The organism is Algoriphagus ornithinivorans (assembly GCF_900115305.1).
Taxonomy (GTDB): Bacteria; Bacteroidota; Bacteroidia; order Cytophagales; family Cyclobacteriaceae; genus Algoriphagus; species Algoriphagus ornithinivorans.
On sequence record NZ_FOVW01000001.1, the window covers coordinates 154,100 to 166,048 of the forward strand.

Below are 11,949 nucleotides of genomic sequence, written 5' to 3' on the forward strand. Positions count from 1 at the left end.
GCTGTATCTATTAAAGTTTGACCTTTCACTGGTAAAAAGATTAGAAATTGTATAGAAAGAAAAATGGCTTTGAATATTTTGAAATTCATAAGATTCAATCTCTAGAGCTAATAGCTGTTTAATTGGAAAAATAATCGCTGAAATATCTTCTGATATTTAAATATAACTAAAAAGAAGGTTACCTCATCCAACTTAAAGACACGATCAATCCTGAGTTTGATTTTTCCTTTTTCCGCTTCATCTATAAATTCCTCAAGCAATTCTTTTGAATTTCATTAGACAATAACTGGCAAAGAAAGAAGGTACTTTTTTCTTCCAGATTTCCCAAGACTGGCTTAGTGCTTTTCCAATCCGCAGTCAGTCTTAAGCGGCCAATTTAAAAAATGGATTCTCCCTGAAGGCTACTATTATCCAATTTAGAGTCTTTGGATGCAATAGTAGAGTTGCCAATGTTTTTGATCGAATAGGGGTAATAAATTCCAGTGAATTCTTATCTATTCTCAATCATCTGCTAGGCTTTCAATTCAGAGGTTTTTGACTCAAAGGCTATAAGGTTCATAAGGAAGGTTATGCCTATAAAAAGAAGAGTCGTTGGATTCATAATTTTTTGGTTAAAAAGGATAAATACAAAACGCTGACGTATATTCTTAATTGAACTCAAAAGCTTGTTACTAACGGGTTGGGGCTTGGTGCAGTAGCGGAATTAGAAGTACTAAACTGTCAGTCTGCATTAATGCCCAATAGAGGCACTGCACTTGACTTGACGCCAAAACCAGCCATTGAGCCAAGCGCCTATTTTAGCCAGTGATTCTTGTTTTTCTCTCTTTATCCATAAAGTCATTCAAGTTCCAATTTTTTAATTCTTGAAGTTATTGCACCCCTTGTCCGCCCAAAATGTTTAGCCATATCTTTTACGTTTACTCCTTCACAATACATTACCGTTAGTTCGTTGTCAAGTTCAGGTGTCCAAGGTTTGTATGCGTCTTTATGTTTGGCTCTAACTTCTTCTACCGAATAAGCTTTTTCTGTTTTGCTTTTTGTCTTGTCGGTTTTTTGTTTTAATACTTCCTTTCTTTGTTGTTCCTTTTCTTTTTCACTCACAACTTTCATAACGTGAATTTGTGATGATTTTGGAAATTCAGAAGGCATTAAAGGTTCGGGAATATGGATACTATTTTTTGTCCGAGTGACTGCAACATAAAGCAAATTGATTTCTTCATTTAGTTTTGTGGTGTTAATACCTTCGGCTTTCTTGTCTTCTTTTAGTTTGGCTAATTTTTCCTCAGTAATAAAGTCGTTTACAAGTTGAATGGCATCATACTCCATTCCTTTGCAACGGTGAACTGTCGAGAAAATCATTTCTGCCTTTTCTTTATCGTCATTGTCAACGTGTTTTTCTTTAATGGCTTTTATGATGTCAGGAATTTTATTTCCATACTCTTTAACTATTTCAACCATCATAGCAAGCTGAACATCCTCTGTCTTTTCGATATAATCTTCTAGCTCGTTAAGGCCTTGCATTGCTTTGATTAGTTTGTCCTTAATTAAGTGATGCTTTCCGTTGTAAAGATTGAGAACATCATAGAGGGAAGCTCCTTCATCTGCGTAGGTATAGGAATTGATATTACCTTCAAAGTAAATCTGTTTTACCTTTTTCTTTTCAGTTACATATTCGATTGCTTTCAGCAATAGTCCGAAATTGGTTCTTGCAAGAACAGCTTTGGTTTTAATTTCTTTGCTGTTGCCTTTTCCTATGATTGGAATTGATTGGTGTTCGTCAAGGTGTTTTTTGAATTTTAAAACTTCCATTGCAAGATTTGCTATATCTTGACTGAACCGAAAACTTGTTGATAGATGATAGGTTTTAAAGTCAGCTTTTTCTAACGAGTTTACCGCAAATCGCCAACCATAAATTTGTTGATGAGTGTCGCCAACAATCACCTTGGTCGCTTTTTGATTGAAGAATATATCAAGCATAGCCGGGGATGCGTCTTGTCCTTCGTCAAAAAGTATGAAGTCGTAATTCAGTTTTGGGTTTGAAAGTTGAAATTTTTTTAGGTAGAAGTCGTGGGTAATTTCAATTTCTCCTTTATCCATTTTACTTAATAAAAGGCGTGATTGAGAAACGATGTAGTCGTAAAATGATGAAACAAAGGTTTTTGCTTTTGGGTCTGTAACTGTGTCAAGGTAGTTTAAGTCCTGAACTTTTTGTTTGTTGCTGTTACAGAAGTAGGCAATGAACTTGTTAATGTGATTGGCAATAACATATTCCGTGTGCTTTTCTCCATTGCCTTGCAGGTTTAGAAGCTCGGCAATTTCATTTGTCTTGTAACCTTGCGGTCTTACTTTGTATTCGTTTTTAAAAACAATGTGTCTATAAGCCAAAGAATGTGCTGTCTCAACATTCACATTGTTAAGTCCTTTTTCAGCAAATTTTTTGGCTGCTTCAAGCTTTACTGATTTGTTGAAAGCCAAATAAAGAATTTTACTTGTCGCTGGTCTTGTCTTGGCGTATTCAATTACGGTCGTAGTTTTCCCAGACCCGGCAACAGCATTTATTTTGATGTTTCCAGTCGAGTTGATGATGTCATATTGTTCTTTTGTTAACTCCATTTCTATAACAGTCATTCTGTGTCGGGTCGAATTTCAGCATTTGCTACAACTTATTTATTGTTACTATTTTTTAGTGACTATGCGCCCAATTCGGACAAGTTTGCACGACTTTATATTTTTTTTAGTCAATAGATTTTTACCTAATTCTGTCTTTTCAGACCCCTTGTCACTAAAAAGTTATGAAAAATAAGGAAGTCGTTAATCACTTGCAAGAGAGTTTTAGTCTATTAGGAAGGATTTGTTAGTTTTTTTCAAATTCAATTTTTCCAGTCTCTTTCCTTATTTTAATTCTCTCAAACCCAAAACCTATGAAAAATTTCCTATCTCTTCTTGCTTTGGCTTTTCTTTTCTCCTGCCAGCAACCCCAAAATTCTTCAGAAGTCAATGTCTCCGAAATTCATGAACCCCGAACCATCGTAACCACCGATGGAGAAATTGACGATGTGGATTCTTTCATCCGAATGTTGCTGTATGCCAATGAATTTAGAATTGAAGGCTTGATCTATTCTTCCTCCATGTGGCATTACAAAGGGGATGGGAAAGGAACTTCCTTTGTCTCCGAAATGGAGATGACCAAAAATATGTACGGAGCTCAGACAGATCTCCGATGGCCGGGAACCACTTGGATGAACCCGCTTTTGGATGCTTATGAAGAGGTTTACCCTAAGCTCAGTCAACATGCAGATGGTTTTCCCACAGCAGGCTATCTGCGTTCGGTAGTCAGAGTTGGAAATATAGATTTTGAGGGGGAAATGGAAAAGGATACTCCAGGTTCTGACTTTATAAAAGCCAAACTACTGGATGAAAATATGGAACCTTTCTATTTGCAGGTTTGGGGAGGCACAAATACCATCGCACGGGCTTTAAAATCCATAGAGGATGAATTTAAATCTAGTCCGGAATGGGAGAAAATTTATCAAAAGGTCATAGATAAAGCTATCATTTATGCCATTCTGGATCAGGATGCTACCTATAGAAAATACATTGAGCCTACCTGGCCGGATTTGAAGATTTATTACAACTCCAGTCAATTTTGGTGCTTTGCTTATCCCTGGAAAGAGGCAGTTCCTGAGTCACAGCATTATCTATTCGAGGGGGAATTTATGGGAAATGAGATCATCAATAACCACGGTCCTTTGCTTAAGCAATATTATAGCTATGGAGACGGGCAAAAGCAGGAGGGTGATGATGAGCATATTCATGGAGATCCTACTCAACTTGAAAACGCACAATGGGGATCTTTTGGGATTTTTGATTTTATCTCGGAGGGAGATTCTCCTGCCTTTTTGCACCTCATAGATGTTGGTTTGGATAATCTGAACCATCCTGAATGGGGTGGCTGGGGAGGTCGGCTGGTTCAGTCCTCCACGCAACCCAATCGCTGGGAAGACGGAGCAGCGGCACTAGATTATAGTCCTTTTAAGGATACCTTGGATCCCACTTATCCTCAAATTCGATGGATAGAGGCTATTCAGCAGGATTTTGCGGCCAGAGCAGATTGGTGCGTGAAGGATTACAAAGATGCCAATCATGCCCCTTTGGTTAAAGTAATGGGGACAGCCAGACCAAAAGCTAAGGCTGGTGCTAAACTCAATCTGGCAGTGGAAACTTCTGATCCGGATGGAGATCAGGTAGAAACCAAATTTTGGATCTATCAGGAAGTTGGAACTTACACCGGTAAGGCCAGCCTGAATGCTTCAGGGAATCAGGTAGAAGTTCAATTGGGTCCAAGCGCAACTGGTCAGCTTCACATATTCGCTGAAGTCAAAGACAATGGAATTCATCCCATGACTCGATATGCCAGGTTTGTGCTGGAAGTGGAATAGACACTAGAGATTGGATTCGAGAAGCGAGAGACTAGAGGCATGAAGTACTGCCTACTGCCCACTGCCTACTACAAACTGTTTGCTGCCCACTGCAAACTGCTCACCGCCTACTGCAAACTACTTTTCCTCCAATGCCTCCCCATCAAACTGAACGCCTTCCCAACCGGAATTCATAAAGTTTCTGATGTTTTGATGGTCTTTTCCATTAGGGTTCAGCAACACATCTTTTCTGTAATAATCTCCAAAAAGGTTAAGGGTTTCTGCCTTGGTTAATCCCTTCATTTTGGCAAAAGAAAGGATTTTACAGCTCCCGTTATTCTGCCCTGCTTCGTTGACTTCATTTCCATTGGTAAAACAGGTGGGGGTAAAAGTATAGTGCTTTTCGATAAACTCGATTACCTCAGAAAACTGGATTTGGTCAGGAGCACTTTTCAGTTGGTCTAGCATATTAAGGATTGATTTTTTCGCAAGTTGCAGTTTTTCTGATCATCAGGAAATCAAAAATTGATTGGTGAAAACTGACTTTCAATCAATGCTCTAATTCTCAGGTATATCTTTATTGTTTTCAAAAAACATATTCCAAGCCCACAAAAAAGGATCTTCCTTCGGCTGGAATAATGCCCGGACCGGGATATCCCGCAGCCCTGCGGGTGAAATATCGTTCATCACTTAGGTTATTCACTGAGGTTTCGATTTTTAGCCGTTTGATTTGGTATTGAAAAGTTAAATCCATCACCTGATAGGAGGGGATGATGCCTTCCACTGCAGAAGGAGTTCGCACAGCATTAGTTGCGTCTGTGAAATTTTGCTGTACATAATTGTATTGAAAACTCATTCTGAATTTCTCCCTGCTAAATGAAAAGCCTGGCTTAATCATAACCGGAGGAACCAACTCCAATTGATTCCCTTCCACTCCTGACTCGCCGGAGTTGATATACCTTGCCTGAATCAGGGAAATATTAGAAAATACAGAAAGCTTATACTTTTTATCATAGCCCAAAGCCTTGATCAAATTGACTTCTCCAAATGCCTCCATTCCTGCACTGTAGGCATTTGCTACATTGGTTCGAAATCTGAAAATCCTGAAATTCTCCGGATCAGTTTTCAACACTGCACCGATTCTGTCATTGTAGCGGAGATAAAATAAGCTCACATCATAATTGAAAAGATCGGCTTTATTCCCGCGAATACCTAAATCAAAGTTGTATCCGCTTTCGTCTTGAATATTTTCATCCACCACCAAATTGGGATTGTTTACCCGGATATCATTGAAATTGATGGATCTGTAGTTTTGGGAGAAATTCGCATAAACCTCCTGGTTGGGAATACCTTTAAAGCTGAGTCCGATTCCGCCAAATAAAAAGGATCTGTCTCTGATTCTGGACTCATTTACCTGAAAAGTGGAGTCTACCGCAAAGCCTGTTTGCGGATCCAGCACTTTGGTAGTTTGGGTATAATAACCTTCTGCCTGGGTTCGTATCATCTCATATCTAAGCCCTGGGGTGATGCTGAAATTTGGGCCAACATTGAATACGTTTTCTGCAAATAGCGCCACATTTCTTCCCGGAAATTCATAGTCGGAATCTTCCAGATCGCCAGGATTCAAAAATCTGAAATCAGCCTCTTTTCCTGCTGGTCCCAATCCCTGTTTTCTAAGAGTTAGTCCCTGATAATACCTTGCTCCGATCAGTAATGCCTGTTCTTGCTTTCCAATTTGGTAGTTGTAGATCAGTCTAGCTTCAGAACCGAAATTCTTAAAATCATCTACAAATAAGTTTCTCTCATCATCTGTGTCCACCCGGTCTATTCTCCCCAAATTTCCCAAGGCATCTCTTCCCCCGATCAATCCGAAATTTCTCCAGTTGAATCGAAGTTTTGATGAAAGCTTATAATCTACAAGTAGGGAAAAGAGGTTCCAATTGACCTGAAACCAGTTTCTTTCCCGAATGGACTGTCTCGCATTTTCTTCAAAAAGCGCATCTGTCAAGCCTCCAGGCTGCTGAGCCAGATAGTCCATATAGGTATATTGGCCCGTGATGCTTAAGTTTTCATTGGCTTCGAAAGTCAATGAGGTATAAGCCACTTTGGAATCAAATCCGCTATTGGGCCTCCAGCCATTTCCTCTTTTATACTGGAAAAAAGTATAGTGATTGAGCTTACCGACTTGCCCCCCAAGGCTGGAAAAGGTATTGAAAAAACCAAATGAGCCCACAGTATTTCGTAGAGTGACTTCCGCTTTCTCCTCTGGGTTCCCTTTTTTCATCTGGAAGTTCAGTAAACCGCCAAACTGAGTTCCATACTGCAAGGAGGCTGCTCCTCTTACCACTTCTATGCGTTCTACGCCTTCCAGTGATGGTGTATAATAGCTTTCAGGATAGCCTAAGGCATCGGCGCTAATATCATAACCATTTTGTCTTACATTGAAGTGGGAAGTTCTATTTGGGTCCAGGCCTCTTGCTCCAATGCCCAACTGTAATCCCGCCCCATCATTTTCGTAGATATTCAGTCCCGGTACTTTGTTATAAGTCTGCCGGCTGTTGTTAGTTGCGAGGTTAAGGGCCAGATCCTTCAGTTCTATTACCTCATTTTTCTTTCCTTCGAAAATATTACTTCCTTCAATAGCATTGAGCCTTCTAACACCAAAGGTATTGACGCGCTCATCTTGAATAGTCACATTTTCCAGTTCCTGGCTCAGTTCTTTCAGTTGAAAATCTTTTTTCAAAATTGGTTGATCGGCCCTTACTTCTATTTCTTCCTGAATGGTACCAAAGCCCGTGAAAAAGACGACAATCTTATAATTTCCTGCCGGAACCCCAACCATTTCATAATTTCCCCTAGCATTTGTAATCGCTTGATAGTTGGTCTCTTTGAGATAAACCAAAGCTCCGGGCATCCCTTCTTTGCCACTTTTTACCGATCCTCTGATGATTACCTGGCTTATGGCGAGGTGACAGGTTAGGATAAGAACTAAACTTAGGATGACTTTTTTCATTGATTTGAAAGTGGTAAAATCCAGTTTTTGGGAGCGAAACTATCTTTGATCTGGGTCAGGTCCTGATTAGGGTCCAAAAACAGCTGACTGCCTCTGCCATTCAGGGAGACATACACCTCAGCTCTAATTTCAGGTTTGGATATTCCTTGCTTTTTCAGGCTGTCCTCCAGAAAGTGAGTAAACTGAAGAATCATATCCGGTTGGGTGGACATCTGTTTTTCTTGCATGGGACTTAAATAGTCCTTTGGGTAGAGTTCCCAGCTTCTTCCTGTATCTGGATCTGTCACATGGAAGATAGCATAGCCGGCTTTTTCCATCAACATGACCCTCCAGGAAAATCTATAACCTTGCTCAGTCCAAAAAAGATTTCCGGGATAGAGCAAATATCTGAAAGGGAAAAGAATCTGAAAGCTGAAAAACAGAAAGAATAAACCTGTCAATAAGCTCAAATTCTGAGGCTTATATAGTATTTGCTCCTGTTTAGTAACTTTTTCTTTCTTGAAGAAAGCTTGAATTTTTTCATGCGTATCAGCGCTAAAAAATACAGTAGTTAAGCCTATCATAATGAAAGGAAACATGCCGATCGGGAAGAGAATCCAGGTGGTAATGTGAAAGACAATCACAGCCAAAAAAGCCAGGCTTCTGTATTTTTTCGAGAATAAAAAGAAAGGGATGCTTAAATCATAAATGGCACCAAACCAGCTAAAGAGGTATGCAACCCAGAGCTCATCTAAGAAAGGCCCAATCAATGGGAGGGAAGTATGAGGCGCTAACCATATTTTCAATGGAAGCGCTTCCATGAGCCATTCATGATTGAGCTTGGCTACACCTGCATAGAAATAAACAATCGCCAAGAGAAGCTTGACACTGAATATGAATCCATAGGGAACATGCGTGGCCAAATTGTTTTTATTTCTCAGAGAGTCGATGGAGAAACTTTTATGAGCAGGCAAAAAAATCATCACAAAAGCCAATAAGCTGACAAAATAATAGTGATTCAAATAATTGGTCAGGTCAATCAGCTCCACATAAGTGAAGGACAGAAAGAAAATCACAGCGGAGATTCTATAAAACAAACCTAGCATGATGCCGATGCTGGATAGAATCATCAGTGCAAAAAGTACATACATCCAAGCAGGGCCCGGATAGCTTACCCACTCGAAACCAAAATAGGAAAAATGGAAAATCGGCTCATTGTATTGGGTTTCTATCCATCCATAGAATACAAATCGAAGGGTACTCCAAAGCATTAAAAAGCCAAAAAGCACCCTTAAATTACTTAAGGGTGCAATGCTGCTTGGTTTGTTTAGAAATGCCAGGAATCTGTTGAGCACTTAATCTCCGTCGTTATCTTGATAGGAAATGAGAATACCTAAGGCGGAAGCCAAATCAACTTTGACAAGCACAACTGTTTTTTGAAGTTCCAAATAAGCCTCATTTGCAATGGTAGCTTGAGCTTCAATGGATCTACTGTATGGGTCAGAAATTTGATTCAGTTTGCTCAAGCTGTTCTGAAACTGTTGCTCCAAAGCGCTTGACAAGCTTCCTCCATTATACTGAGCATTCAGTTGATTGAGATATGCCAAAAGGCTTTGGGAGTTAGCTCCTTCTGAGGTTCTGGATCCTTTGAATACATCTATATAACCCTGAACATTGGATCTTGCCAAAAGCATACTATTTCCACTGTAATAAGCTTCTGAATTTTTAGGAATTAAAATTCCTTGAGATCTTTTTCCCAAAGGAATTCCCACCTTTGCATCTCTTGTAAATACCTCCAAAGACTGGGAAAGTGAGTTGATCAATTGGCCTAAAGATGAACCTACGTCAGTTCCTGTACGCTCCACAAAAGTAGAACGGTAATTTCCTTCTCCTGAATTCCAAGCCACGGATACTCTAGAAACCAAGGTTTGCATATCCTCAATGCTTGCTTTCAAATACTCTTTTCGAGTGGAGGCATTTGCATTGGTTGTGAAATCAGCAATGATATTTGCATCTGATTTATTATCTCCATAAAGCAAATAATCGATCGCAGGGAATCCCTTTTTGTTGTTATTGCTTAGAGATTGCAATTGGATATTACCTGTAGCGATGGCATTGTCTATTGCAAAATTATCTGTTGGGAAAGTGTTGACCTGTGCGCGTAGGGTCTGATCAAAAGCAGGCCCGAAGTCAAAGAATTCAACTTTTTGCCAGGCTACATAAGCTTTTATAAAGGCAGATCTAGCATTTCCCAAGGTAGCAGGGCTAGGATCATTCAAAAATGCCGTAATACTGGAATTCATGCCAGTCACCTCAGTATTCAATTGAGTATAACCTGGTATAATAACTTGGTCTGCCAAGTTTTCCAGAAGAGGTTTTCTGTCAATTTGAACCTTTGTTTCTTCAGTTGAGTCAACGCAAGAAAACAGCATGACCAAAAGGCCTGCTGTTATCATTGAAAGTACTTTAATATTGATTTTAAAGGACATCTTTGATTGGGTTTAGTTCAGGATAAGCATTGCTTAATCTTTCTTTTGCTCTATTTAGACCATCCATAGTTACTTTCCAGAAGTTGCCTCCCTCACCAAAATCTTTGGTAAGGATGTCATTGATTTCCTGGTTAGTCAATTTCTTCATTGGGCTGTATTGGATAGCCTTCACAAAACCATAAGTTTCAGAAAGTAGGTGAAGCATGTTTCCGATATCGCCAGTGCTTAGGGAATTCATGGTTCTGTTGATATAGTGAACTGTAGTAGCTGCAGTTACCAATTCATGTAGTTCGATAATTCTTTGCTTTTGAGTGTCTCTCAAAGCGTAGTCTTTCGCAACAATTGCTGCACGACCGGTGATATAAGCTTGCATTAAAGGTTCATTCACATTCAAAGCCGCGTCTCTTCCATTGGTGTACTTGGCCCAAAATATATTTTCGCTATCCTGCAGTACAGGATCTCCTGATGGGAAATCTCTCGGAACACCCCAGTATCCAAATGCTTCATCCCAATGATGCTCCATGGCAGTGTAGTTTTTACCTTCTTCTAAAAGGGTATTCTCTATATCGTTGCCAATCTTGGATTCAGAAAGGTAAACGTTCATGATTTGGTCATAGAAAACCGCGCCCATCACTCCTTTTTCAAATATCTCCTTGAATTCCCAGCCTTTTTCATTCACCAAGATGAAATTTCCGGAATTGCCTCTTTCGATCAAACCTGCTACTCCGTCTGAAGCTGTAGTTCTATTTTGAGCCATTTTGGCACTTGTAGAAGCAGCCTCACTCAATACAGACTTGATGAAATTAACCTCAGCAGGGTTGGTTTTATCTTCGAGTTTTTTGCTTGAGGCATTCAGTTCACTGCTTTCAAAAGGGCTGTTTGTATTTGAATACATGTTCAACAGCTTCGTAAGCGAGATTTCAGAACCATCATTAGCAGAAGAGATGTAGTTCTTGATTTCAGTAGTCATGTTCAAACGATCAGTTTGACCTTGATAACTCACTGTAGAAGAGCCGTTGCGCTCAAAGTTGTATGTATTAGGGATGAGGACACTTGGCTCTTCATTCGTGCTTTCACAGGCGAAAAATGGAGCCAAAAGGGAAACAAATAGTAATTTTTTGAATTTCATACTAGTTGGTGATGCTACCTTTTATTTAGACTGATTTTAATTACCCGACAAAAGTAGGGGCTCGGGTTAAAAAATCAAAGGTTAATTAGATTAATTTTAAATAAGAATAAGATAGGTAAAAAAACAAGAGGGTTGAGTCACTCAAAACTAGTTGAGCTCTAATAAATTAAAGGCAATTAAAAGTGTTTTTGGTCTATTTAAATTTTATTCCCGTAACGCTTTCACAAAGGCCTAACAACCGCTCTTGATAAATGGGATCATTTACAGCCTCATGAAAAGGTTTTATTCGTTTATGAAAAAAATAATGACCCGAAGTCATTGCTTCTTTTTCCTGACACTCGGCCAACCAAACCTGGGTTTCCATTCCTTTTTGAAGGTCGTCAGTAGCATTTTTACCGCCCATTTTGGTAGGAACCCAGCCGGGATCGACAGAATTAGAAAGTGTATTTGGATAGCGCTTTGCCAAAGCAGCAGCCAAAGTGCTCACCATTAGCTTAGTGTCAGAGTAATTGATAGAAGGTAAATCCTCTTTTCTGTAAATTGGTCTGCCGCCAAGATGCATTCCTGAACTGAGATAGATGAGCCTTTTGGGGAGTTCCATAAGTGCTGTTAAAGAATAAGGAGCTAAAACATTCACCTGAAAAAGTGTTGCCGAATCGGCAGAATAAACTCCGGCGTTATGAATGATTGCATCCATTTTTCCATGTGCATTGACCTGGTCAGCAAGATTTTTTACTTCCTCCATCTTTGATAAATCACCAACCAGAATATCAGCTGCCTCTGTAATTTGTCCGGCAAGAACTTCTTTCTTCTCGGTATTTCTAGCATGAAGGAAGACTGAATGCCCTAATTGAATTAATTTTTCAGCGGCTAGTTTACCCAAGCCATCGGATGATCCTGTTATAAATATCTTAGCCATTT

Annotated in this window: 8 protein-coding genes; 1 reads left to right on the top strand and 7 read right to left on the bottom strand. The window is 39.6% G+C overall.

Going from position 1 to position 11,949, the window contains the following annotated elements; genetic code table 11:
- Nucleotides 1-837: 837 nt before the first annotated feature.
- The gene (locus BM073_RS00745; RefSeq protein ID WP_245756335.1) at nt 838-2,628 is read right to left on the bottom strand and encodes a UvrD-helicase domain-containing protein; all 1,791 of its coding nucleotides are present in this window, start codon (nt 2,626-2,628) and stop codon (nt 838-840) included.
- A 293-nt stretch (nt 2,629-2,921) separates the two neighbouring features.
- Between BM073_RS00745 and BM073_RS00750 the strand changes: the two genes are divergently transcribed.
- Complete coding sequence (locus BM073_RS00750; protein WP_091648907.1) at nt 2,922-4,439, top strand: DUF1593 domain-containing protein; 1,518 nt, start codon at nt 2,922-2,924, stop codon at nt 4,437-4,439.
- A gap of 117 nt (nt 4,440-4,556) precedes the next feature.
- Here the strand turns inward: BM073_RS00750 and BM073_RS00755 are convergent, their stop codons facing one another.
- The 6 genes from BM073_RS00755 to BM073_RS00780 form a co-directional block, all read right to left on the bottom strand.
- Nucleotides 4,557-4,886 carry a HopJ type III effector protein gene (locus BM073_RS00755; RefSeq protein WP_091648910.1) on the bottom strand — a complete coding sequence of 110 codons (330 nt, stop codon included), beginning with the start codon at nt 4,884-4,886 and terminating at the stop codon, nt 4,557-4,559.
- A gap of 118 nt (nt 4,887-5,004) precedes the next feature.
- Nucleotides 5,005-7,431, bottom strand: coding sequence for a TonB-dependent receptor (locus BM073_RS00760; RefSeq protein WP_091648913.1), 2,427 nt, complete (start codon nt 7,429-7,431; stop codon nt 5,005-5,007).
- Nucleotides 7,428-8,765 (bottom strand): HTTM domain-containing protein, encoded by a 1,338-nt coding sequence (locus tag BM073_RS00765; protein ID WP_245756336.1) that lies wholly within the window; start codon nt 8,763-8,765, stop codon nt 7,428-7,430. The genes BM073_RS00760 and BM073_RS00765 overlap by 4 nt, the downstream gene beginning before the upstream one ends.
- A complete protein-coding gene (locus tag BM073_RS00770) occupies nt 8,766-9,899 on the bottom strand; it encodes an imelysin family protein (RefSeq protein WP_091648919.1) in 1,134 nt (377 codons plus the stop codon).
- A complete protein-coding gene (locus BM073_RS00775) occupies nt 9,889-11,028 on the bottom strand; it encodes a DUF4856 domain-containing protein (RefSeq protein ID WP_091648922.1) in 1,140 nt (379 codons plus the stop codon). The genes BM073_RS00770 and BM073_RS00775 overlap by 11 nt, the downstream gene beginning before the upstream one ends.
- 193 nt (nt 11,029-11,221) lie before the next feature.
- A complete protein-coding gene (locus tag BM073_RS00780) occupies nt 11,222-11,947 on the bottom strand; it encodes an SDR family NAD(P)-dependent oxidoreductase (RefSeq protein WP_091648924.1) in 726 nt (241 codons plus the stop codon).
- Nucleotides 11,948-11,949: the final 2 nt, after the last annotated feature.

What these genes read in the sequence shown, in the direction of transcription:
- BM073_RS00745 (WP_245756335.1), bottom strand. Translation starts at nt 2,628, where the DNA reads ATGACTGTTATAGAAATGGAGTTAACAAAAGAACAATATGACATCATC.
- BM073_RS00750 (WP_091648907.1), top strand. Translation starts at nt 2,922, where the DNA reads ATGAAAAATTTCCTATCTCTTCTTGCTTTGGCTTTTCTTTTCTCCTGC.
- BM073_RS00755 (WP_091648910.1), bottom strand. Translation starts at nt 4,886, where the DNA reads ATGCTAGACCAACTGAAAAGTGCTCCTGACCAAATCCAGTTTTCTGAG.
- BM073_RS00760 (WP_091648913.1), bottom strand. Translation starts at nt 7,431, where the DNA reads ATGAAAAAAGTCATCCTAAGTTTAGTTCTTATCCTAACCTGTCACCTC.
- BM073_RS00770 (WP_091648919.1), bottom strand. Translation starts at nt 9,899, where the DNA reads ATGTCCTTTAAAATCAATATTAAAGTACTTTCAATGATAACAGCAGGC.
- BM073_RS00775 (WP_091648922.1), bottom strand. Translation starts at nt 11,028, where the DNA reads ATGAAATTCAAAAAATTACTATTTGTTTCCCTTTTGGCTCCATTTTTC.
- BM073_RS00780 (WP_091648924.1), bottom strand. Translation starts at nt 11,947, where the DNA reads ATGGCTAAGATATTTATAACAGGATCATCCGATGGCTTGGGTAAACTA.